At 71.3% G+C, this 22,540-nt stretch carries 23 protein-coding genes; 15 read left to right on the top strand and 8 right to left on the bottom strand.

Annotated features, from left to right (window positions below; translation table 11 throughout):
- Nucleotides 1–61: 61 nt before the first annotated feature.
- Both QO011_RS14240 and QO011_RS14235 read right to left on the bottom strand, forming a co-directional pair.
- Nucleotides 62–1,420 (bottom strand): 8-oxoguanine deaminase, encoded by a 1,359-nt coding sequence (locus QO011_RS14240; protein WP_307272959.1) that lies wholly within the window; start codon nt 1,418–1,420, stop codon nt 62–64.
- Between the two features lie 87 nt (nt 1,421–1,507).
- Complete coding sequence (locus tag QO011_RS14235; RefSeq protein ID WP_307272957.1) at nt 1,508–2,491, bottom strand: LysR family transcriptional regulator; 984 nt, start codon at nt 2,489–2,491, stop codon at nt 1,508–1,510.
- 129 nt (nt 2,492–2,620) lie between these two features.
- On the opposite strand from QO011_RS14235, the gene QO011_RS14230 reads away from it, so the two are divergent.
- From QO011_RS14230 to QO011_RS14215, 4 genes are all read left to right on the top strand, one after another.
- Complete coding sequence (locus QO011_RS14230; protein ID WP_307272955.1) at nt 2,621–3,496, top strand: NmrA family NAD(P)-binding protein; 876 nt, start codon at nt 2,621–2,623, stop codon at nt 3,494–3,496.
- Nucleotides 3,497–3,682: 186 nt separating this feature from the next.
- Entirely contained in the window at nt 3,683–4,162 is a 480-nt protein-coding gene (locus tag QO011_RS14225) for an NUDIX hydrolase (RefSeq protein ID WP_307272953.1), read from the top strand.
- Nucleotides 4,163–4,264: 102 nt separating this feature from the next.
- Complete coding sequence (locus tag QO011_RS14220) at nt 4,265–5,461, top strand: acetate/propionate family kinase (protein WP_307272951.1); 1,197 nt, start codon at nt 4,265–4,267, stop codon at nt 5,459–5,461.
- Between the two features lie 107 nt (nt 5,462–5,568).
- Nucleotides 5,569–7,956: a phosphoketolase family protein gene (locus QO011_RS14215; RefSeq protein ID WP_307272949.1), complete on the top strand. Its 2,388-nt coding sequence runs from the start codon at nt 5,569–5,571 to the stop codon at nt 7,954–7,956.
- 123 nt (nt 7,957–8,079) lie between these two features.
- On the opposite strand, the gene QO011_RS14210 is transcribed toward QO011_RS14215, so the two are convergent.
- Entirely contained in the window at nt 8,080–8,928 is an 849-nt protein-coding gene (locus tag QO011_RS14210; RefSeq protein WP_307272946.1) for a universal stress protein, read from the bottom strand.
- 110 nt (nt 8,929–9,038) lie between these two features.
- Nucleotides 9,039–10,022, bottom strand: a complete 984-nt coding sequence (locus QO011_RS14205; RefSeq protein WP_307272944.1) for a zinc-dependent alcohol dehydrogenase family protein — start codon at nt 10,020–10,022, stop codon at nt 9,039–9,041.
- Between the two features lie 174 nt (nt 10,023–10,196).
- Between QO011_RS14205 and QO011_RS14200 the strand changes: the two genes are divergently transcribed.
- From QO011_RS14200 to hemN, 5 genes are all read left to right on the top strand, one after another.
- Nucleotides 10,197–11,699, top strand: a complete 1,503-nt coding sequence (locus tag QO011_RS14200; RefSeq protein ID WP_307272941.1) for a sensor histidine kinase — start codon at nt 10,197–10,199, stop codon at nt 11,697–11,699.
- Entirely contained in the window at nt 11,689–12,321 is a 633-nt protein-coding gene (gene fixJ, locus QO011_RS14195) for a response regulator FixJ (protein ID WP_307272938.1), read from the top strand. Before QO011_RS14200 ends, fixJ begins: the two co-directional genes overlap by 11 nt.
- Nucleotides 12,322–12,409: 88 nt before the next feature.
- Nucleotides 12,410–12,790 carry a response regulator transcription factor gene (locus QO011_RS14190; RefSeq protein ID WP_307272936.1) on the top strand — a complete coding sequence of 127 codons (381 nt, stop codon included), beginning with the start codon at nt 12,410–12,412 and terminating at the stop codon, nt 12,788–12,790.
- A gap of 121 nt (nt 12,791–12,911) precedes the next feature.
- Nucleotides 12,912–13,598: a helix-turn-helix domain-containing protein gene (locus QO011_RS14185; protein ID WP_307272934.1), complete on the top strand. Its 687-nt coding sequence runs from the start codon at nt 12,912–12,914 to the stop codon at nt 13,596–13,598.
- 86 nt (nt 13,599–13,684) lie between these two features.
- Nucleotides 13,685–15,085: an oxygen-independent coproporphyrinogen III oxidase gene (hemN, locus tag QO011_RS14180; RefSeq protein WP_307272933.1), complete on the top strand. Its 1,401-nt coding sequence runs from the start codon at nt 13,685–13,687 to the stop codon at nt 15,083–15,085.
- 69 nt (nt 15,086–15,154) lie between these two features.
- Here the strand turns inward: hemN and QO011_RS14175 are convergent, their stop codons facing one another.
- The 3 genes from QO011_RS14175 to QO011_RS14165 form a co-directional block, all read right to left on the bottom strand.
- Nucleotides 15,155–15,604 carry a hypothetical protein gene (locus tag QO011_RS14175; RefSeq protein ID WP_307272931.1) on the bottom strand — a complete coding sequence of 150 codons (450 nt, stop codon included), beginning with the start codon at nt 15,602–15,604 and terminating at the stop codon, nt 15,155–15,157.
- Nucleotides 15,605–15,722: 118 nt separating this feature from the next.
- Nucleotides 15,723–16,577, bottom strand: a complete 855-nt coding sequence (locus QO011_RS14170; protein WP_307272930.1) for a universal stress protein — start codon at nt 16,575–16,577, stop codon at nt 15,723–15,725.
- A gap of 9 nt (nt 16,578–16,586) precedes the next feature.
- Nucleotides 16,587–17,339: a CBS domain-containing protein gene (locus QO011_RS14165; RefSeq protein WP_307272927.1), complete on the bottom strand. Its 753-nt coding sequence runs from the start codon at nt 17,337–17,339 to the stop codon at nt 16,587–16,589.
- A 199-nt stretch (nt 17,340–17,538) separates the two neighbouring features.
- Here QO011_RS14165 and QO011_RS14160 point away from each other — a divergent pair, with 199 nt between their 5' ends.
- Genes QO011_RS14160 through QO011_RS14135 form a run of 6 tightly spaced genes read left to right on the top strand, consistent with a single transcriptional unit; the run spans nt 17,539 to nt 21,813 of the window.
- The gene (locus QO011_RS14160; RefSeq protein ID WP_307272924.1) at nt 17,539–18,396 is read left to right on the top strand and encodes a universal stress protein; all 858 of its coding nucleotides are present in this window, start codon (nt 17,539–17,541) and stop codon (nt 18,394–18,396) included.
- Nucleotides 18,397–18,666 carry a hypothetical protein gene (locus tag QO011_RS14155; RefSeq protein WP_307272922.1) on the top strand — a complete coding sequence of 90 codons (270 nt, stop codon included), beginning with the start codon at nt 18,397–18,399 and terminating at the stop codon, nt 18,664–18,666.
- Nucleotides 18,667–18,671: 5 nt separating this feature from the next.
- Nucleotides 18,672–20,231, top strand: coding sequence for a cytochrome ubiquinol oxidase subunit I (locus QO011_RS14150; RefSeq protein ID WP_307273171.1), 1,560 nt, complete (start codon nt 18,672–18,674; stop codon nt 20,229–20,231).
- A gap of 18 nt (nt 20,232–20,249) precedes the next feature.
- Nucleotides 20,250–21,389 (top strand): cytochrome d ubiquinol oxidase subunit II, encoded by a 1,140-nt coding sequence (cydB, locus tag QO011_RS14145; RefSeq protein ID WP_307272920.1) that lies wholly within the window; start codon nt 20,250–20,252, stop codon nt 21,387–21,389.
- Nucleotides 21,390–21,404: 15 nt separating this feature from the next.
- Nucleotides 21,405–21,530 (top strand): cytochrome bd-I oxidase subunit CydX, encoded by a 126-nt coding sequence (gene cydX / locus QO011_RS14140; protein WP_307272917.1) that lies wholly within the window; start codon nt 21,405–21,407, stop codon nt 21,528–21,530.
- Nucleotides 21,514–21,813 carry a cyd operon YbgE family protein gene (locus QO011_RS14135; protein WP_307272914.1) on the top strand — a complete coding sequence of 100 codons (300 nt, stop codon included), beginning with the start codon at nt 21,514–21,516 and terminating at the stop codon, nt 21,811–21,813. Before cydX ends, QO011_RS14135 begins: the two co-directional genes overlap by 17 nt.
- 32 nt (nt 21,814–21,845) lie before the next feature.
- Here the strand turns inward: QO011_RS14135 and QO011_RS14130 are convergent, their stop codons facing one another.
- Entirely contained in the window at nt 21,846–22,505 is a 660-nt protein-coding gene (locus QO011_RS14130; RefSeq protein WP_307272912.1) for a 2'-5' RNA ligase family protein, read from the bottom strand.
- Between the last annotated feature and the right edge of the window lie 35 nt (nt 22,506–22,540).

Genomic DNA, 22,540 nt, shown 5'->3' with positions numbered 1-22,540 from the left:
CTATGTCAGCCCCCATGGGCGCCTATCCCCGCCATGGCGGACGCCTCCTTCCGGACGGCGCCTAATCTCCCCGCACCAGCCGCCGCGCCAGACGATTGTGCCGCTCCACCAGCACCGGCAGATCGACCGTGGCGAGCCGGCCCTCCCGCACCACGACCCGGCCGTCGATCACGCTCCAGGCCACCGTGGCCGGCGCGCAGAACACCAGCGCCGCCACCGGGTCGTGGCCGGCGCCGGCGAAGCCGGGCGTGCGAAGGTCGAAGGCGACGAGGTCCGCGGCCATGCCGGGCGCCAGCACGCCGATGTCGTCGCGGTTCAGCACCGCGGCGCCGCCGCGCGTGGCGATCTCCAGCGCCTGGCGGGCGGTCATGTCAGCCGGACCGTGACCGACGCGGGCGAGCAGCATGGCCTGCCGCGCCTCGCCGAGGAGGTGGCCGCCGTCGTTGGAGGCGCTGCCGTCGACGCCGAGGCCGACCGCGACGCCCGCGCAGCGCATGCGCCGGACCGGCGCGATGCCGGAGGCGAGGCGCATGTTCGAGCAGGGACAATGGGCGACACCCGTGCGTGTGCGGCCGAACAGCCGGATGCCGGCCTCGTCCAGCTTGACGCAGTGCGCGTGCCAGACGTCCGGGCCGACCCAGCCGAGGTCCTCGGCATAGTCGGCCGGGCTCATGCCGAACATCTCCCGGCTATAGGCGACGTCGCTGTCGTTCTCGGCGAGATGGGTGTGCAGCGACACGCCATAGGCCCGCGCCAGCCGCGCCGCCTCGCGCATCAGGTCGCGGCTGACGGAGAAGGGCGAGCACGGCGCCACGACGATGCGGCGCATCGAGAAGCGCCCGGCGTCGTGATGGCGCTCGATCAGGCGCTGCGTCTCCTTCAGGATCGCGGCCTCGTCCTCGACCAGGCTGTCGGGCGGCAGGCCGCCCCGGCTCTCGCCGAGGCTCATCGCCCCGCGCGCCGCGTGGAAGCGCAGACCGATCGCCGCGGCGGCTTCCAGCGAGTCCTCCAGCCGGACGCCGTTGGGATAGATGTAGAGATGGTCGCTAGAAGTGGTGCAGCCCGACAGGACCAGCTCGGCCATGGCGGTCTCGCTCGACACCCGCACCATGTCAGGCGTCAGCCCGGCCCAGATCGGGTAGAGCGCCTTCAGCCAGCCGAACAGCTCGGCATCCTGCGCGGCCGGCACCGCCCGGGTCAGGCTCTGGAACATGTGGTGATGGGTGTTGACGAGGCCGGGCAGCAGCACGTGGCCGGCGAGGTCGATCACCTCGTCCGCCGTCTGCGGCAACTCGGCCGAGGGGCCGATCGCGACGATGCGGTTGTCCTGCGCGAACACGCCGCCGCCGGCGATCTCGCGCCGGTCCTCGTTCATGGTGACGACCATGTCGGCATTGCGGAGAAGGAGGGTCGACGGCACGGCTGTGCTCCCCTGAACGGCTCGCGTCCTGCATCATGGCCGCCCCTTGCCCGGGATGAAAGGCGTTGGCGGCGTGCAGGCCCGCCGTCAGTGGGCGCCGACGCGCCACCGCGTCCGGGGCACCGGCTCGGCTGAACCGGACGGCCGGGATGTCGCCCTCCCCTCGCCCGGCGTCAGCCGCGCCACGAGAAAATCGATGAAGGCGCGCACCTTGGCGGGCGGCAGGTGACGCGAGGGGTAGAGCACGTGCAGCGGAAAGCTCTCGCCGCGCCAATCCGGCAGCAGCTCGACCAGGGCGCCTTCGCGGATGAGGTGCTGCACGCCGATCGCCTTGATCCTGGCGATGCCGACGCCGTCGAGGCAGGCGCCGAGCATCGTGCCGAACTCGGCGACCAGCAGACGCCCCCGCGTGCGGACCTCGACGGCCTCGTTGCCGCGGATGAAGCGCCAGGACTCGATCGGCTGGCCGCTGGAACTGTCCCGCACCTGGATGCAGGCATGGTCGGCAAGGTCCGCAGGCAATGCCGGCCGTCCGCGCGCCGCGACATAGGCCGGCGCGGCGACGGTGATCGTGTGAGTCTCGAGCAGCTTCCGGGCGATCAGGGACGACTCCGGCGGCGTGCCGAACCGCACCGCGATGTCGAAACCTTCGCCGACGAGGTCGCCGAGCTGGTCCTTCGCCACCAGCTCGAGCGACAGGTCCGGGTGCAGCGACAGGAAGGCCGCGATATGGGGCGTGAGCATCATGCGGGAGAAGAAGGCGTCGACATTGACGCGCAACCGGCCCCGCACCGCCACCGACGAGCCGGCCGCCTGGGTGACCGCGTCCTCGATCCCGGTCAGCAACGGCGCAATCTCGGCATAGAGCCTGCGCCCCTCGTCCGTCAGCGCCACGGCCCGGGTCGTCCGGTCGAGCAGCCGCACGCCGATCCGCGCCTCCAGGCGGGCGACCGCCCGGCTGACGCCGGATCGCGACAGGCCCAGCGCCTCGGCTGCGCGGGCGAAGCTGCCGCCTTCGACCACCGCGGCGAGGACGCCGACATTCGAGACCACGCGCCCGTCGAACGCCATCGTCCTGACCCGTTGATTGGATGTCACCAATCTTATGACTCAAGCGCGCTCACGGCAACGCTCCCCGCGGCGCTATCCATCCGGCAGCCGCTCGACCAGGAGCGGAGCAGGCAGTCACGAGGTCTCACCATGTTCGCAATCACCGGCATCACCGGCAAGGTGGGCGGCACGCTCGCCCGCGCCCTTCTCGCCGCCGGCCAGCCCGTCCGCGCCGTGCTGCGCGACCCCCGCAAGGGCGAGGACTGGGCGGCGCAGGGATGCGAGATCGCGATTGCCGACATGGAAGATGCGGCGGCCCTGACCGCGGCCTTCGCCGGCGCCGCGGCGGCGTTCATCCTGCCCCCGCCCGTGTTCGACCCCGAGCCTGGCTATCCCGAGGCGCGCGCGGTGATCGAAAGTGTCGCGGAGGCGTTGCGCGCGGCCGCTCCGGCACGGATCCTCTGCCTGTCGACCATCGGTGCGGACGCGGAGCACGACAACCTGCTCTCCCAGCGCACGATGATGGAGGCGGCGCTGCACGATCTGGCCCTGCCGCTGACGATGCTGCGGCCGGCCTGGTTCGCCGACAATGCCGCGTGGGACGTGGCGCCGGTGCGCGAGACCGGCCTGATGCAGAGCTTTCTCGTGCCGACGGACAAGCCGATCCCGATGGTCGCGGCGGCGGATGTCGGGATCGAGGCGGCCCGGCTGATCCAGGAGGAGTGGCAGGGCACGCGCGTCGTCGAGCTGGAAGGCCCTCGCCGCGTCGCGCCCGACGACATCGCAGCCGCCTTCGCACGTGTCCTCGGGCGGCCGGTGCGGGCGGTTGCCGTGCCGCGCAAGCGCTGGGAGGCGCTTTTCCGCGAGCAGGGCATGCGCCATCCTCTCGCGCGCATGCGGATGCTCGACGGCTTCAACGAGGGCTGGATCGCCTTTCGGGACGGCGGGCGTCACGCCGTGAAGGGGCGAACCGGCATCGACTCCGTGGTCGAGACGCTGGTCGCCGCGCCGAGGCAGGCCGGCTGAGGCCCAGGCGGCCGGGCGAGCCGCCGATCCCTCGGGCGCATGACGGCCCGGCCGGGAACAGCTCCGGCGCCACGGCGTTTGCCGATGATGCATCTGCCCCTGGTTGCACTGCGTCGCCCGGAGAGCGACGATGGCGCCTCGGCCGCCTCCTCACCGAGGATCGGAGCGGCACGAGAGGAGCCAGGCGTGGCCAAGCACAGCGCGGGAATCCTGATGTACCGGCGGGTCGCGGACGGTGTGCGCGTCCTGCTGGTCCATCCCGGCGGTCCGTTCTGGCAGAAGAAGGACCGCGGTGCCTGGACGATCCCCAAGGGCGAGAAGACCGAGGGCGAGGACGGCGAAGCCGCGGCGCGGCGCGAGTTCTCCGAGGAGCTCGGCTTCACCGCGGACGGCCCACTGGCGCCGCTCGGCCAGGTGCGCCAGGCCGGCGGCAAATGGGTGGAGGCCTTCGCCCTGGCGGGCGCGTTCGACGTCTCGGCCTTCAGCAGCAACCGGTTCGAGATCGAATGGCCGCCGAAGAGCGGACACCTGCGCAGCTTCCCTGAGGTCGATCGGGCGGCCTGGTTCACCCTGGAAGCCGCCCGCGACAAGATCCTCGCCGCCCAGGCGCCGTTCCTCGACCGGCTCGAAGCCCTGGTCCGGCAGGAGGACGGCGCGACGCCCTGACGCACCGGCCGCGGCAGTCGTGCCGCGGCCGGCGATCGCAGCAACCCTTCCGCCCCGCTGGGCGGGCCGGGCCCGCAGGGCGGGCCGGGAAGGAGAGCCCTGGTGAAGGATCCCGTCCTGCTGACCGTCAATGCCGGCTCCTCGACCATCAAGCTCGGTCTCTTCGGTGTTGGAGCCGAACCGCCGCGGCGGCTCGGCAAGGCCCTGATCGATCTGCGCCACCAGCCGGTCACGCTGCGCTTCGAGGGCGACGGCGGCCCGGCCGACCAGTCGCTGAGGGCTCCGGGCGCGGACCTGCAGGCGATCGTGGAGGAGGTGCTCGCCTGGCTCGCCGGGCGCGTGCCGCTCGAGGCTCTCGCCGGGGTCGGACACCGCGTCGTCCACGGCGGCGACCATTTCGGCGAGCCGGTGGCGATCGACGCGGCGAGCCTCGATGCGATCGAGGCGCTGGTGCCGCTGGCGCCGCTGCACCAGCCGAGGAGCGTCGCGCTGATCCGGGCGATCCGGCGCCAGCGCCCCCGCCTCGGGCAGGCCGCCTCCTTCGACACCGCCTTCCACCGCACCCAGGATGCGCTGGTGCGCCGCTTCGCCCTGCCGCGCGCGCTGTTCGAGGCCGGGGTGAAGCGCTACGGCTTCCACGGCCTGTCCTACAAGTTCATCGCCGGGCAGCTCGCGCACAGCCGGCCGGCGCTCGCGGACAAGCGCGTCGTGGTCGCCCATCTCGGCAGCGGCGCCAGCCTGTGCGCGCTCGAAGGCGGCGTCAGCCGCGACACCAGCATGAGCTTCTCCACCCTCGACGGCATCCCGATGGCGACGCGCTGCGGCGCGCTCGATCCGGGCGTGGCGATCCATCTGATGAAGACGCAGGGCCTCTCCGTCGAGGCTCTGGAGGACCTGCTCTACAACCGTTCGGGCCTGCTCGGCGTGTCGGGGATCAGCGCCGACAGCCGCGTGCTGCTGGAGAGCGAGGCGCCCGAGGCCCGAGAGGCGCTCGATCTCTTCACCTTCCGCATCGCCCGCGAGGTCGCGGCCCTCGCCAACACGGTCGGCGGGCTCGATGCGCTCGTGTTCACCGCCGGCATCGGCGAGCACCAGCCGCCGATCCGGGCCGCCGTATGCCGGCGCCTCGCCTGGCTCGGCGTGACGCTGGACGACACCGCCAATGCCGGAAACGCGGCGCAGATCGACGGCGGCGGCCCGGTCGCCGTGCTGGTCGTCCCGACCGATGAGGAACAGGTGATCGCCGAGGAGGCCTGGTCGGTCTTCGCCGGCAAGCCGGCGCCGGCCGCCGCGGCTTGATCCCGGTCAATGCGGGACGCGGCGCCTCGCTCAACCTCTGGCGGCATGCCGTCATCACGGTGCGTCGTTGATGCGGTATCGATTCCACCAGGCTCTGGAGCAGCACGATGGACAGCAAGGCGCAGCCAACGGAAACCGCCCCGCTCTCGCCGCAGACGCTGCAGCACATGGACGCCTGGTGGCGCGCGGCGAACTATCTCTCGGTCGGCCAAGTCTACCTGCTCGACAACCCGCTGCTGCGCGAGCCCTTGAAGCTCGAGCACGTCAAGCCGCGGCTGCTCGGCCATTGGGGCACGGTGCCGGGGTTGAACTTCCTCTATGTCCACCTCAACCGGGTGATCCGCGAGCAGAACGCCGAGGTGCTGTTCATCGCCGGGCCCGGGCACGGCGCGCCGGGCGTGGTCGCCAACACCTATCTGGAAGGCACCTACAGCGAGCTCTACCCCGACGTCTCGGAGGACGAGGAGGGCATGAAGCGCCTGTTCCGGCAGTTCTCCTTCCCCGGTGGCATTCCGAGTCACGCCGCGCCGGAGACGCCCGGCTCGATCCATGAGGGCGGCGAGCTCGGCTATTCCCTCGCCCATGCCTATGGCGCGGTGCTGGACAATCCGAGCCTCGTGGTCGCCTGCGTCGTCGGCGACGGCGAGGCCGAGACCGGGCCGCTGGCGACCTCCTGGCACGCCAACAAGTTCCTCGACCCGGCGACCGACGGGGCCGTGCTGCCGATCCTGCACCTCAACGGCTACAAGATCGCCAACCCGACCGTGCTGGCGCGCATCGGCGGCGACGAGCTGGAGAGCCTGCTGCGCGGCTACGGCTACGACCCGCTCTTCGTCGAGGGCCACGAGCCGGAGGCGATGCACCAGGCCATGGCCGCGGCGATGGACCGGGCCTTCGCCGGGATCCGCGCCATCCAGTGGGCCGTGCGGGAGGAGGGCCGCACCGAGCGGCCGCGCTGGCCGATGATCGTGCTGCGCAGCCCCAAGGGCTGGACCGGGCCCAAGACCGTGGACGGCCTCAAGACCGAGGGATCCTGGCGCTCGCACCAGGTGCCGTTCAGCGACATGGCCAAGCCCGGCCATCTCCAGCTCCTGGAGACCTGGATGGCGAGCTACCGGCCGCAGGAGCTGTTCGACCAGGCCGGCCGGCTGAAGGCGGACATCGCGGCGCTGGCCCCCGCCGGGGAGGCGCGCATGAGCGCCAATCCGCATGCCAATGGCGGCGCGCTGCGCCGGCCGCTGCGCCTGCCCGACTTCACCGCCTATGCCGTGCCGGTGGCCCATCCCGGCGGCGACAGCGCCGAGGCGACGGCCGTCATGGGCGCCCTCCTGCGCGATACCCTGCGGGCCAACCGGGCGAGCCGCAACTTCCGCGTCTTCGGCCCGGACGAGACCGCCTCCAACCGGCTGCAGGCGGTGTTCGAGGCCACCGACCGGGCCTGGAACGCCGCGCGGCTGCCGGAGGACGACCACCTGGCGCCCGATGGCCGCGTGATGGAGGTCTTGAGCGAGCACCTCTGCCAGGGCTGGCTCGAAGGCTACCTGCTCACCGGCCGGCACGGCCTGTTCTCCTGCTACGAGGCCTTCATCCACATCGTCGATTCGATGTTCAACCAGCATGCGAAATGGCTGAAGACCGCGCGGGACGTGCCGTGGCGCCGCCCGATCGCCTCGCTCAACTACCTCCTGACCTCGCATGTCTGGCGCCAGGACCATAACGGCTTCAGCCACCAGGACCCCGGCTTCATCGACCATGTCGTCAACAAGAAGGCGGACATCGTGCGGGTCTACCTGCCGCCGGACGCCAACACGCTGCTCTACGTCACCGACCATTGCCTGAGGAGCTGGAACCGCATCAACGTCATCGTCGCGGGCAAGCAGCCGGCGCCGCAATGGCTCGGCATGGATGCGGCGATCAAGCATTGCACCCAGGGCATCGGCATCTGGGAATGGGCGAGCAACGACCGCGACGAGGAGCCGGACGTGGTGATGGCCTGCGCCGGCGACGTGCCGACGCTGGAGACCCTGGCCGCGGTCGATTTCCTGCGCCGCCACGTGCAGGGCCTGAAGGTGCGGGTGGTCAACGTCGTCGACCTGATGACACTGCAGCCCAGGACCCAGCATCCGCACGGGCTGACCGACAGCGACTTCGACGCGCTGTTCACCACCAACAAGCCGGTGATCTTCGCCTATCACGGCTACCCCTGGCTGATTCACCGCCTGGCCTACAAGCGCACCAACCACGACAACATGCACGTGCGCGGCTACGAGGAGGAGGGCTCGACCACGACGCCGTTCGACATGGTGGTGCGCAACCGGCTCGACCGCTTCCACCTGGTCGCCGACGTGATCGACCGCGTGCCCAAGCTCGGCGCCGCCGCCGTCTACGCCAAGCAGGCGATCCGCGACAAGCTGATCGAGCACGATCGCTATATCCGGCAATACGGCCTCGACATGCCCGAGGTGCGCGATTGGCGCTGGCCGGCGGAGCTGTGATCCGGTGGAGCTGCCGCTCGGGCTTCGAGCGCGCGTGGAGTCGGACCTGCAGTGCCCAGGCTCGACGGATTGGTCGAAGCCCGCGAGCTGTCGCCGGGCCTTCGGCCGGCCGCGATCGCCCCTTCAATGGGCGACGAGCAGCGGAATGTCGCTGAGCCGCAGCAGGTCGCGCGTCGTGCCGCCCACCAGCCATTCCCTCAGGCGGGAATGACCGTAGGCCCCGAGCACGATCAGGTCCGCCCCGAGGCGATGGGCCTCCTCGATCATCAGCCGGCCCACGGGCCCGGCATCGCCGTCGAGCATGCGGCAGCTCGCCCGGACCCCGTGCCAGCGCAGGTGCTCGGCCCATGCGTCGAGGCCGTCCGACGGGTCGGGATTCTCGGGCTCGGGCACGCAGACGAGCGTGGCGCCGGCGGCGTCCGCAAGGAGGGGCATGGCGTCGCCGACTGCGCGCGCGAGCTCGCGTCCATCCTTCCAGGCCACCACGACCGAGCGGATCCGATCCGCCGGCGGGCGGCCGGGCGGCACGAGGTAGAGCGGCCGTCCGCCTTCGAGCATGGCGGCCTCGACCAGGCCGTCCCACCGGCGATGGCCGGCCCGATAGGGGCAGGTCGCGACCAGGAGATCGGCGCGGCGCACCTCCCGGACCAGCTGCGCGCAGACGGTCTCGGGGAAGCCGTCGATGCGCAGGACCTCCCGCATCGCCGCCGAATTGGCGAAGCGACGACAGAGCTCCAGCCGGATGGCCTCGAGCCGCGCCATGTGCGTCTCGCAGCGCGCCCGCGCATCCGCATCGTAGTGCCTCGCCCCCTCGTCGCCGACGCCGTCGGCGAGCACACGGAACGCCGGGAGGAGCGCCGTCAGCACGCCGACCAGCCGCGCCCCGTTGGCTTCGGCGAGCATCCGGGCATGGGCGACGCGCGTCTCGTCTTCGGCACCGCCGTCGAGATGAACCAGTATGTCCTTGATCATCGGCGCCTGCCTCTACGGAAGCCCTGTCGTCTGGCGATCGATTCATCCCGCCACTGTGCCGGCTAACCGTCCTTGATCTGCCTCAATCGCCGCGGCGACGCAGCCGCTCCTCAGGGCACCAGCACGGCCGCGCCCTGCAGGCGCCCGTCGCGCAGATCGGCGAGGGCCGTGTTCGCCTGCTCGAGCGCATAGCGGGTCGTCGCGGTCCGCACCGGCGCAGCGGCGACGGCGGCGAGGAACTCCGCCGCGTCGGCGCGCGTGAGGTTGGCCACGGACAGAAGCTGGCGCTCCTCCCAGAGCAGCCCGTAGGGGAAGGCCGGGATGTCGCTCATGTGGATCCCGCCGCACACGACCTTGCCGCCCTTGCGGACCGCGCGAAGGGCAGCCGGCACCAGCCAGCCGACGGGCGCGAAGATGATGGCGGCATCCAGCGGCTCGGCCGCCGGCTCGTCGGAACCGCCGGCCCAGACGGCGCCGAGGGAGCGGGCGAAGGACTGGGCCTGCGCATCACCCGGACGGGTGAAGGCGTGGACGCGGCGGCCCTGATGCAGGCAGAGCTGCGCGACGATGTGAGCCGCGGCGCCGAAGCCGTAGAGACCGATGGCTTCGCCCGCTCCCGCCAGCTTCAGGCTGCGCCAGCCGATCAGGCCAGCACAGAGCAGCGGCGCGAGGGTGACCGGATCGGCGCGCTCGTCGAGCTGAAAGGCGAATTTGGCGTCGGCGATCGCATGGGAGGCGAAGCCGCCGTCGCAGGTGTAGCCCGTGAACAGCGGGTCGTCGCACAGGTTCTCGCGGCCGCCGGCGCAATAGGCGCAATGCCCGCAGGCGTGGCCGAGCCAGGGCACGCCGACCCGCTGGCCGAGCACGAAGCCGCGGACGAACGGGCCGATGGCGTCGACCCGCCCGACGATCTCGTGGCCCGGCACCACGGGCAGGCGCGGGTGCCGCAGGTCACCGTCGACGATGTGCAGGTCGGTCCGGCACACCCCGCAGGCCTCCACCCGCAGGCGGATCTCGCCGGCCTTGGGCACCGGGTCCGGGCGTTCCGTCCATTCGAGGGGGCGGCGCGGCCGGTTCAGGACCATCGCGTGCATGGGGCCGCCTCCGTGTCGTGCGTCGGCTCGCATGGGAGAGCGGGAGCCGGGCGGATGCATTGACGCCGATCAAAGCGGCGCCCGCTTCGATATGCGCTCTGCGCCGGGCGCGCACGCTTCCCACCCGCGCGCAGGACGCCTAGAAGGAAGCCTGCAGGAGGCGGACGAGCGGACGTGCTGAACGAGGACGACGATCCGACCACGCACGGCGCGCGATCGCCGCGATCCGCGGTGAACCCCGCGGTGGTGCTGACCGACCCCGCCGGGCGGGTGGTCGCGCGCAGCCTCGGCGCCGAGGAGGTCATCGGCCTTGCGGATGCGACCGGGCTCGCCGTGACGCAGGCCCGCCCGTCCCATGGCGGCGAGGAGGCAGCGCCCGCAACCGCCGGCTCTGCTTCAGCCTCCCGCGCGGACGTCGTCGTCACGCGCCGCGACGGGCAGGTGCTGACCTGCCATCGGACCATCACGCCCCTGATCGGAGCCGGCGGCGAAGCGCACGGCTTCGTGGTCGTGATCCAGGACATCTCGCGGGAGGTCGAGGCGGCGGCGCGGCTGACGGCGCGCGAAGCGCATCTGCGCTCGATCCTCGAGACGGTTCCCGACGCCATGGTCGTGATCGACGAGCGCGCGGTCGTGCAATCCTTCAGCGCCACGGCGCAGCGCCTGTTCGGCTACGCGCCGGAGGAGGTCGTCGGACGCAACGTGAGCATGCTCATGCCCTCGCCCTATCGCGAGCAGCACGACGGCTATGTCGGCCGCTACCTCACCACCGGCGAGCGCCGGATCATCGGCATCGGCCGCGTCGTGGTCGGCCAGCGCAAGGACGGCTCGACCTTCCCGATGGAGCTGTCGGTCGGCGAGATGCGGTCGGCCGAAGCCCGCTTCTTCACCGGCTTCATCCGCGACCTCACCGAGCGCCAGCAGACCGAGGCGCGCCTGCAGGAGCTGCAGGCGGAGCTGGTCCACATGTCGCGCTTCACGGCGCTGGGCGAGATGGCCTCGACCCTGGCTCACGAGATCAATCAGCCGCTGACGGCGATCGCCAACTATCTCAAGGGCTGCCGGCGGCTGCTGGAGCACAGCCAGGACCCGAATGCCGCGCTGCTGCGCGACGCGGTCGGCCAGGCCGCGGACCAGGCGATCCGGGCCGGCCAGATCATCCGGCATCTGCGTGAATTCGTGGCCCGCGGCGAGAACGAGCACCGCGTGGAGAACCTCTCCAAGGTGGTGCAGGAGGCGGCGGCGCTGGCGCTGGTCGGCGCCAAGGAACGGGGCATCCGGGTCTCGTTCAACCTCGACTCGGATATCGAGCGCGTCTTCGTCGACCGGATCCAGGTGCAGCAGGTGATCCTCAATCTCATCCGCAACGCCATCGAGGCCATGCAGGACAGCCCGAGCCCCGCGCTCGCCATCGAGACCGGCGCGGCCGAGGGCGGCCTGGTGGAAGTGCGGGTCGCCGATACCGGCCCCGGCATCGACCCGGCGATCGCGCCGCAGCTCTTCCAACCCTTCGTCACCACCAAGCCCTACGGCATGGGCGTCGGCCTGTCGATCTGCCGGACGATCGTCGAGACCCATGGCGGCCGGCTGTGGACCGAGCCCAACCCGGGCGGGGGCACCGTGTTCCGTTTCACCCTGCGGACCGCAGCGGACGAGGACCTCACCGATGGCGCATGATCTCGCGGTGCACGTGGTCGACGACGATATCGCCGTCCGGCAGTCGCTCGCCTTCCTGTTCGCCACGGCCGGGATCTCGACCCGGCTCTACGACTCGGCCGAGGCCTTCCTCCAGGCCTGCACCGGCGCGACAGCCGGCTGCGTCGTCACCGACGTCCGCATGCCGGGCATGGACGGCCTGGAGCTGCTGCGCCGGCTCAGGGATCTCGGCAGCGCGATGCCGGTGATCGTGATCACCGGACACGGCGACATCCCCCTCGCCGTCGCCGCCATGAAGGACGGCGCGGCTGACTTCATCGAGAAGCCCTTCGACGACGGCGCCATCATCGAGTCGGTGCGCGCCGCGCTCGATCGCCAGCGCTGGGACCTCGACCGCAGGTCCGCCGCCGCCGACCTCGGCACCCGTGTCGAATCCCTGTCCGAGCGCGAGCGCCAGGTTCTGGACGGCCTGCTCGAAGGCCACCCGAACAAGACCATCGCCGCCCACCTCGCCATCAGCCCGCGCACGGTCGAGATCTATCGCGCCAATCTCATGACCAAGATGCGGGCCTCCAGCCTGTCCGAGCTGGTGCGGATGGCGCTCGCCGCCGGTGTCGGCCGGGGCGGCGATCCGCAGCCCTGACGCCGGGTTGACGCATATCAAGTCGCCGCGAGCGCCGGGCTGGCATGGATGACGCTCGCCGTTTCCCGGCGCTGCGGCAGGATGTCGGATGACCGCCAAGCTTGGACCGATCCTGGTGGTCGACGATGATTCGGCCGTGCGGCAGGCCCTGCGCTTCGCCCTCGAGATGGAGGGCCTGCGCGTGCAGCTCTACGAGGGCCCCGCCGCCATTCTCGGCGCGAAGGACCTGCCGGCCACCGGCTGCCTCGTCGTCGACTACAGCATGCCGGCGATGAACGGCATCGAGCTCGTCGACGCGCTGCGCGGGCGCAGCGTCGGCCTGCCCGCCATCCTCATTGCCAGCCGGGTCAGCAACGACATGCGCGCGCGGGCAGCGCGCTCCGGCATCCGCAAGGTCCTGGAGAAGCCGCTGACGGACGGAGCCCTGGTCGAGACCATCCGCAGCGCGCTGGTCACCGCACCGGGCTGAGGCCGCCTCCGGAAAACCCCTGAGGGACCCGCCTTAAGGACCTCTCCTCAGCGTCGAACCGGAATTTCCGCCGGCGAGGCATGCCGGTACCGATGGGCCATGGCCCACCGAGGAGGCTCTGATGCAGACCGCACCGGCAACGACCGGGATCGATCCCGCCGCACCCGCCACCCCGATGCGGGCGGGCGGGCCGGCGGCCGCCGCCCGAGGGGAGGCGCCGGCGATGGGGATCGCCCGCAGCGTCCACAAGGACGAGGAGATCTACGGGGAAGGCGACGAGGCCCGCTGGTACTTCAAGGTCACCGCCGGCGTGGTGCGGACCTGCAAGATCCTGAGCGACGGCCGCCGCCAGATCGAGGCCTTCCATGTCGCCGGCGACATCTTCGGCATCGAGCGCGGCACGGACTACCACTGCTCCGCCGAGGCGGTGGGCGAGGCCGTCGTGGTCGCCTATCGCCGCTGCAGCCTGGAGATCCTGGCCGCCGGCGACATGCCGCTCGCCCGGCAGGTGGTCGCAACGGCGCTGCTCAACCTCGAACGGGCCCAGCAGCATATGATCCTGCTCGGCCGCAAGTCGGCGACGGAGAAGGTCGCGACCTTCCTGCTCGAGATGGCGGATCGGGTCCATGTCGACGCCATCGAGCTGCCGATGTCGCGCAGCGACATCGCCGACTATCTCGGCCTTACCATCGAGACCGTGTCGCGAACCCTCACCCAGCTCGAGCGCGACGGCGTCATCGCCCTGCCGGCGGCCCGGCGCAACATCGTGCTGCGCAACAAGGCCGCCCTGCGCCGGCTCAACGCCTGACGCCGGCCGGCGGGCATTGAGCGGGATCAAGGCGCGCCGGCGAGCCGGTGGCTATGCGTGACCATCCGGTCCAGCCGAGGTCGACCATGCCGCAAGCCTGCACGCTCAAGCCCGATTGCCCGCGCTGGGGGCCTCGCTCGGCGGCCGAGCTGATCGCCCGCTACGACGGCCGGGTTCCGCGCTACACCAGCTATCCCACGGCGCCGCATTTCCACGAGGGCGTCGGCGAGGCGCAGTATCGCGGCTGGCTGCGCCGGCTCGATCCGGCCGACGCGGTCTCGCTCTACCTGCACGTGCCCTTCTGCGAGCAGCTGTGCTGGTATTGCGGCTGCCACACGGCGGCGAGTCCCCGCGCCGAGCCGGTGGCGGATTATGCGGCGAGGCTGCTCGACGAGATCGCGCTGGTCACCGAGGCGGTCGGTCGCCGCCTGAACGTCGGCGCGATCCATTTCGGCGGCGGCACCCCGAACATCCTGTCGGGCGCCGACTTCGGCAGCATCCTCGACCGGCTGCGGACCGGCTTCCGCCTCGGCCCGGACACCGAGCTCGCGGTGGAATGCGATCCGCGCACGCTGACGCGGGACTGGATCGAGGCCGCCGTCTCGGCCGGCGTGAACCGCATCAGCCTCGGCGTGCAGGACGTCGATCCCAAGGTCCAGCGGGCGGTGCACCGCTGGCAGCCATTCTCCCGGACGCGCTGGGCGGTCGAGACGCTGCGCGAGGCCGGCATCGCCGCGATCAACCTGGACCTGATGTACGGCCTGCCGCATCAGACGACCATGGGCCTCAGAGCGACGGTGGAGCAGGTGCTGACCCTGGCGCCCGACCGCATCGCCCTGTTCGGCTATGCGCACGTGCCGTGGATGAAGCCGGCCCAGCGCCTGATTCCGGAGGAGGCTCTGCCAGGCCCGCTCGAGCGCTTCCGCCAGCAGGAGGTCGCGGCCGACGACCTGGAGGAGCGCGGCTATGTCCGCGTCGGCCTCGACCATTTCGCCAGGCCAGGCGACCGGCTGGCGCGGGCGCTGGCTCGCGGGACGGTCCGCCGGAACTTCCAGGGATACACCACGGACCAGGCCGAGACGCTCATCGGCCTGGGCGCATCGTCCATCGGTCATTTGCCGGCGGGATATGTCCAGAATGTCGTGAAGGTGCCGCTCTGGCGCACGGCCGTCGGACGAGGGCACCTGCCCGTCGCGCGCGGCCTCGTGCTGAGCACCGAGGATCGGTTCCGCGGCGAGATCATCGCGCGGTTGATGTGCGACCTCGCCGTCGACCTGCTCGACGTCGCCGGCCGCCACGACGTCAGCCCGGACGGCCTTCTGCCCGACCTCGTCCGGCTCTGCCGCTTCGAGCAGGACGGCCTGATCCGGCGGCGCGACCGCTATCTCACGGTAACGGAGAGGGGACGGCCTTTCGTGCGCGCGATCTGCGCGGTGTTCGACCGCTACCTCGATCCGTGCTCGATCCGGCACGCGCCGTCGATCTAGCATTCATCGTCCGTCAGGATCGAGGGCAGGCTGCCTGCGGGATACCCGCACTCCGGCAGCCTCGCCTCGTCACCAGGGAACACGGACCCGGCGCCGACCCGGCGCTTCGCCGGTTGGACGGCGCGACGGAGCGAGGCGTTCGCGCACGGGTTGCACGTCGACGATCCTGAAGGTCCTGAGGCGGCGCCGGGCATTGCCGATCGAGATGCATTCGCCTTTCCGAAAGACATGGGTCTCGAGGCGATGGCCGCTTTCATCGTCGCCGGCGGCGCCGCGGCCGAAATCGATCAGCCAGGTCGCGCCGCCCGTGCCGCCGGGGCGGTGGACGAGCAGGCCACCGCGCTCGGGCTCGTCGGGCGCGAAACGGCGCACGTGACACAGGGCGCGAACCTGCTGCCAGCCGATCGGGTCGAGATGGCCGTCACCGTCGAGCGGTGCGAGCAGCTCGTAGCCGATGCGGTCGCTGCCGTCGGGATGATCGGGCGCGCGGGCGAGATGGAGGATGATGCGATGGAGCATGGCGATGTCCCGCCGGGCAATGGTCGAAGCCTGCGCCGCGCCCGCCCGCGGCCCTCGATATGGCTCAAACCCTGCCGGCCCGCTCACGGCCGCCGGCAGAGTGCGACAGTCGGCCGGATCACGCGGCGAGGAGGACGGGCATCGCGCACGACGACAGCGCGTCCCGCGTCGCGCCGCCGAGAATGGATTCGCGCAGGCGCGAGTGGCCGTAGAAGCCCATGACGATCAGGTCCGCACCGGTCAGCCCGGCATGGAGCTGCAAGGTGTCGAACACCCGGCCGTCGCGGGCCGGCCGATCGGAGACGGAGACCTCGGCGCAGTGGCGGGCGAGATGCCGCGCGGCGTCGGCGCCGCCCACGGTCTCGGCCGCGGCACGCCGGGCTCGCGACGACTCGCCGGAGATGCGGACCACGTCGATGCTGCCGCACCCGTCGAGGATCGGGGCGGCCTGGTGCATGGCCCGGGCCGCCTCCCGCCCACCGTCCCAGGCCAGCAGCGCCCGGCGGATCCGAGCCCCGGCCGTCCAACCCTGGGGCACCAGCACCACCGGCGCGCCGGAGGACTCGATCAGGTCCTCGACGAATTCGCGGTGCATATCGAAGCCCGGACGCGGCGCATCGACCACCGCGAGGTCGTGCACCCGCGCAACCCGCGCCACCGCCTCGTAGACCGGGAACAGCGCGCCCTGGCGAATCTCGACGCTGGCCGACACGCCCGCCACCGCGGCGAGCTCGCGGAGCCGTTCCCCGAAGGTCTCGGCCCGCTCGCGGCTCCGGGCGTTGGCCTCCGCCTCGATGCCGGCGAGGTCGAAGACCGGCGACAGCGAGGCGATGGACGTCTGCGCGACTCCGACGACAAGGGTCAGGTGGGCCGAATGCCGGGCAGCGAGGTCCACGGCATAGGCCGCAGCCGCCCCTCGGCGCTCGTCGAGCGTCGGATCGAAGCAGACGAAGCAGATATCGCAGAGCGGCATGGCCGGCCCCTACGCAGCCTTGTCCGGCGTGGCGGCGCCATCCCGCCGCTCGTCGAGTGGTGACGAGATGGTCATGCCGGTATTGGGCTCGACCCAGACGAGATGGTCCTCGACGCGGCGCACCCCGACGACGTTCTCGGCGGCGACGCGGACGGCATCCCGCTCGCGCTCGTCGAAGATCGTGCCGCGGAGCCGGACCACGCCGCTCTCGACCTCGATGTCGAGCGCGGCGGTGGGGGCCCAGCTCTGCGCCGCGAGCTCGGCCAGGATGCGGCTGCGGATCTCCGCATCGCTCGTGGCCTGCTCCTCGTAGGCGGGAGCCAGGAACCCGGCGAGGCCGCGGATGATGTCGGCCCGGGTGACGATGCCGACGAGCCCGTCCCGGCCCATCACCGGCAGCCGCTTGATCCGCCAGCGCTCCATCAGCGAGACCGCCTCCTGGAGCGGGGCATCCTCGTCGACGGTGACCGGCTCCAGCGTCATCAGCTCATGCACCAGCCGCCCATTGGCCCGGACATATTCGGAGGCGAGGCGGCCAGGCTGGATCAGCCACTCCAGCCAGCGGGAATGCTGCGGCTGGGTCCCCATCTCGGCCCGCCGCAGCAGGTCGCCCTCGCTGATCACGCCGACCAGCCCGCCGGCCTCGTCCACCACCGGCAGGCCGCTGACATGGGCATCGAGCATCCGATGGATCGCCTCGGCGAGCGTCGCGGTCCGCGCGACGGTGATCACCGGCTTCGACATGATGTCCCTGATCCGCATGGTGCGCTCCCGGCTCGATGGGCGGACGATCCGCCCCCGTCTGCAGGCAGCATGGCCCCGCTTGCGGCGCGCCGTCGTTGATCTCGCTCAAACGCCGCGGCGGCTGCCGGCGCCTGTCTTCGATGCCGGGCCTTGAGCTGGATCAGAGCGGACGCCCGCCGCCGCGGCTCGAATGCGGCTCTCACGGAGAGATCGCGCCATGCCCTGTCGTTGCATTCTTGTGCCCACCGGCCCCGGTATCGATGCCGGCCACAGGCTCGAGGCCGCCGTTCGCCTCGCCGGACGGACCCATGCCCATGTCGAGGTGCTGTTCGTGCGCCCCGATGCCAAGGTCCTCTACGCCAGCCTCCCCGAGGTGCTGCAGGCGGCGGGCGTGACGGCGGAATCGATCGAGCGCGACAATATCGAGTCGGCGTCGCGGGCATGCGCCACCCTGGAGGCGTGGTGCGCCGCCAGAGACCTGCCGATGAGCCCGGACGACCGGCTCGACGCGACCTTCGCATCCTGGCGCGAGGCGATCGGCGAGGTCTCGACCATCGTCGCCGCCGCCGGGCGCGTCAGCGATCTCATCGTCGTCGACAGGCCGCTCTGGACCGACCCGTTCGTGGTGGAAGCTTTCGACGCGGCCGTCTTCGCCTCGGGCCGGCCCACGCTCGTGGTCGGCGACCGGGTTCCGGACGATCTCCTGCGGCATGTCATGATCGCCTGGAACGGCAGCCTCGAGGGCGCCAGGGCCGTGGCGCAGGCGATGCCGCTGCTGCAGGAGGCGGCGCACGTCACGATCTTCACCGCGCCCGGCGCGCAGCCCGCCCGGGCCGACCTGTCCGACCTCGGGCAATACCTGCGCTGGCACGGCGTGGTCGCGCGGCCGGCGGTCGCGGCACCGGACGACGCCGTTCCCGTCGGCGAGGCCCTGCTGACCGTCTGCAGCCAGGAGAACGCGAGCCTGCTGGTCATGGGTGCCTACACGCACAGCCGTTTGCGGCAGCTGCTGCTCGGCGGCGTCACGCGGCACGTCCTCGACCACGCGCCGATGCCGGTGCTGATGGCGCATTGAGTGGCCCGCGACCTCGCCCGGCGGCATGCCCTTCGCCTGATCCAGATCAAGGCGGCGGCGCCGGGCAACCGGCATACGAGATCCATGTCCAGGCATCCTCTCCTGCGTGACGTCGTCATCGTGGTCGCCGCCAAGGTCGCGGTGGTCATCGCCGCCGGCTGGCTCGTGTTCGGGCCGGCCCGCAGGCCGCAGGTGGATGCGGGACGCGTCGAAACCCGGCTCATCGGCCCGCCGGCCGCCAGCCCTTCTGCAGGGAATACCGTGCCGTGACCACCATGGACGTTGTGCAGCTCTCACGCCTGCAATTCGGCCTCACGGCCATGTACCACTTCCTCTTCGTCCCGCTGACGTTGGGCCTCGCGGTCCTGCTCGGCATCATGGAGAGCGTCTACGTCATGACCGGCCGCGAGATCTGGCGGCAGGCGACGAAGTTCTGGGGCGTGCTCTTCGGCATCAACTTCGCCATGGGCGTGGCCACCGGCATCACCATGGAGTTCCAGTTCGGCATGAACTGGGCCTATTACAGCCACTATGTCGGAGACGTCTTCGGCGCGCCGCTGGCGATCGAAGGGCTGATGGCCTTCTTCCTCGAGGCCACCTTCATCGGCCTGTTCTTCTTCGGCTGGGACCGCCTCTCGAAGGTGGCGCACCTGGCGGTGACCTGGCTGGTGGCCCTCGGCTCCAATCTCTCGGCGCTGTGGATCCTGATCGCCAACGGCTGGATGCAGCATCCCGTCGGCGCGCGCTTCAACCCCGATACGATGCGCATGGAGGTGACGGACTTCATGGCCGTGATCTTCAATCCGGTGGCGCAGGCCAAGTTCGTGCACACGGTGAGCGCCGGCTACGTCACCGGCGCGGTCTTCGTGCTCTCGATCAGCGCCTTCTATCTCCTGCGCGGCCGGCACGTGGAGCTCGCCAAGCGCTCCATGACCGTGGCGGCGAGCTTCGGCCTGGCGGCGGCGCTGTCGGTCGTCGTCCTCGGCGACGAGAGCGGCTACACCGCCGGCGAGAACCAGAAGATGAAGATCGCCGCGATCGAGGCGATGTGGGACACCGAGCCCGCTCCCGCTTCCTTCACGCTGTTCGGCCTGCCCAACCAGGCGGCGCGGCGCACCGACTACGAGATCAAGGTGCCGTGGATGCTCGGCCTGATCGCCACGCGCTCGATCAGCACCGAGGTGCCGGGCATCAACCAGCTCGCGGCCCATGCCCAGGTGCGGATCCGCTCGGGCCTCCTCGCCTATGCGGCGGTGGAGAGGCTGCGCGCCGACCGCACCGACGCGCTGGCCCGGGCCGACCTCGCCGCCCATGGCGACGACCTCGGCTATGCCCTGCTGCTCAAGAAGATCCGGCCCGACATCCGCAACGCCACGGATGCGGAGGTGGAGCAGGCCGCCTGGAGCACGGTGCCGCAGGTCTCGCCGCTGTTCTGGAGCTTCCGGATCATGGTCGGCCTCGGCTTCTTCTTCATCGGCCTCTTCGCCGTGGCCTTCTACCTCGCCTCGCGCCGCCGCCTCCTGGCCTCGCCGGCCTTCCTGCGGGTGGCGCTCTGGGTGCTGCCGCTGCCCTGGATCGCCGCCGAGCTCGGCTGGTACGTCGCCGAGGTCGGCCGCCAGCCCTGGGTGATCGAGGGCGTTCTGCCGACCTTCCTGGCGGTGTCGAGCCTGTCCGCCGGCAACGTCCTCACCACGCTCGTCGGCTTCATCGTCTTCTATTCGACGCTGCTGGTCGTCGACGTCTACCTCATGATCAAGGCGATCCGGCTCGGGCCGGGCCTGTCCGAGCCGGATCGCGCCCCGTCCCCGATCGCCGTCCCGGTCGCCGCCGAATAGGTCCCGAAAGGCATTGCCATGCTCGACTACGAAACGCTGCGCCTGATCTGGTGGGCGCTCCTCGGCATCCTGCTCATCGGCTTCGCCGTGACCGACGGCTTCGACCTCGGCACCGCGGCCTTGCTGCCCTTCGTCGGCCGCACGGACGACGAGCGGCGCGTGGCCATCAACACCGTCGGCCCGGTCTGGGAGGGCAACCAGGTCTGGTTCGTCCTCGGCGGCGGCGCCATCTTCGCCGCCTGGCCGCCGCTCTACGCCGTGGCCTTCTCCGGCTTCTACCTCGCCATGTTCCTGGTGCTCTGCGCGCTGATCCTGCGTCCCGTCGCCTTCAAGTTCCGCTCGAAGGTCGCACACCCGACCTGGCGCAGAACCTGGGACTGGGCGCTCTTCGTCGGCGGCGTCGTGCCGGCGCTCGTCTTCGGCGTCGCCTTCGGCAACGTGCTGCAGGGCGTGCCGTTCCGCTTCGACGAGACGCTGCGCATGACCTACGAGGGCACCCTGCTCGGACTGCTCAATCCCTTCGCCCTGCTCTGCGGCCTGGTCAGCGTCGCGATGCTGGTGATGCACGGCGGCGCCTATCTCGCGCTGAAGGCCGGCGAGCCGGTGGCCTCTCGCGCCGCTCTCTTCGCCCGGCGCGCCGCCCTCGTCACGCTCGTCCTGTTCATCGTCGCCGGCATCTGGGTGGCGGTCGGCATCGATGGTTACGTCGTCGTCGGCCCTCTCGCCCATGACGGGCCCTCGAATCCGCTGATGAAGCACGTCGTGCGCGCCTCCGGCGCCTGGATGGCCAACTATCGCGAGCAGCCCTGGACGGTGGCCGCGCCGCTGCTCGTGTGGGCCGGCACCCTCGGCGCTGCGGCCCTGCTGCGCGCCGGCCGGCCGGGCCTCGCCTTCCCGGCCAGCGGCCTTGCCCTCGCCGGCGTCATCGCGACCGCGGGTCTTGCGGTCTTCCCCTTCCTGCTGCCGTCCTCGCTCGCGCCCGACGCCGGCCTCACCGTGTGGGACGCGTCGTCGAGCCACCTGACGCTCGCCATCATGCTCGGGGCGACCGCGGTCTTCCTGCCCATCATCCTGGCCTACACCGCCTGGGTCTACCGCGTGCTGCGCGGGCGCGTCACGCTCGCCCATGTCGCGGGCAACCCGCCCGGCATCTACTGAAGGAGGATATCGCCCATGTGGTACTTCGCCTGGATCCTCGGCGTCGGGTTCGCCGGCGCCTTCTCGATCCTCAACGCCATGTGGCTCGAGCTGCACGAGAGCGAGCCCGTCCGCGTGCCCGTCGATGACCGGGGCCACTGACGTCGAGGCGCGGCCCACCGGCCGGCCCTGGACGCGAGCGCTGTCGCTCATGGCCGCCGGCGGGGTGAGCCTCCTGCTGCTGCTCTATCCCTATGCCCTCCACGGCGTCCCGAACGGGCGCGTCCATGCCGGGCTGCCGCTCCTGATGCTCGGCGCCGCCGGCCTGTTCGCGCACGGGCTCGGCTTCGCGGCGCGGACGGGCCCGGCGCGCCTGGTGCTGCATCCCGCGCTGGCCTGGCTGCTGTTCGGAGCCGGAGCGGCCGTCATCGCGGGGGGCGGCTGAGAGGGCTCGCGACGGTCGCCGGTGCGCCGCTCTCAGGCGAGCGGCCAGCAGCGCTTGACATCGTGGCGCGCCAGCCCGACCTGGCTGTGGATCAGCGCAAAGTCCTGCACGGTCCATTGCACCGGGCCGACCTCTCTCGGCGCCAGCGGCCGGCCGCCGTAGCGCAGCGTCACATGCGGATCGAAGCGCTTTTCGAAGCGGCGGAACCCCGCCTGCCGCATCGCGGCCCCCAGGTCCCGGCGCAATGCCTCCAGCTCGAGTCGGCCGACGTCGCAAAGCAGGACGAGGTGGGCGCCACCGGCGCCGTCGGGCCAGGCATCGAGCCGGCCGAAGGCGACGTCGAAGGCCGGCAAACGGATCATGGCGCCGGCTTCGAGCGCCATGGCGACCCGGCTCTGCCTCAGGCCCTCCGTCTCGTCGGCCATGTGCAGGGTGGCGTGCAGCCGGTCCAGCCCGGTCCAGGAGCCGCTGCGCCCGGCCTGCGGGCGGATGCGGGATCCGATCTCGAGCGCGCGCGAGCCTGCCTGCGGACCGAGCCGCAGGGCGAAGAACAGCCGGTCGAGCCGCTTCATCTCCAGTCCCGGGATCGGCGGATGCCACGGCGAGACGGTCGAGGGACGCCGCTCGAAGGTCCTCCGTTCCGGTGCGCGCTGCTCCGGCAGGGGATCGTCGAAGGGCAGGTCCGGCTGCATGCGTCGAGACTAGAACAAAACAAGAACATTGCAAG

Origin of the sequence: Labrys wisconsinensis, assembly GCF_030814995.1 — a bacterium.
In the GTDB taxonomy this organism is placed as follows: Bacteria; Pseudomonadota; Alphaproteobacteria; order Rhizobiales; family Labraceae; genus Labrys; species Labrys wisconsinensis.
This window is presented reverse-complemented; position numbering and strand designations above follow the sequence as displayed.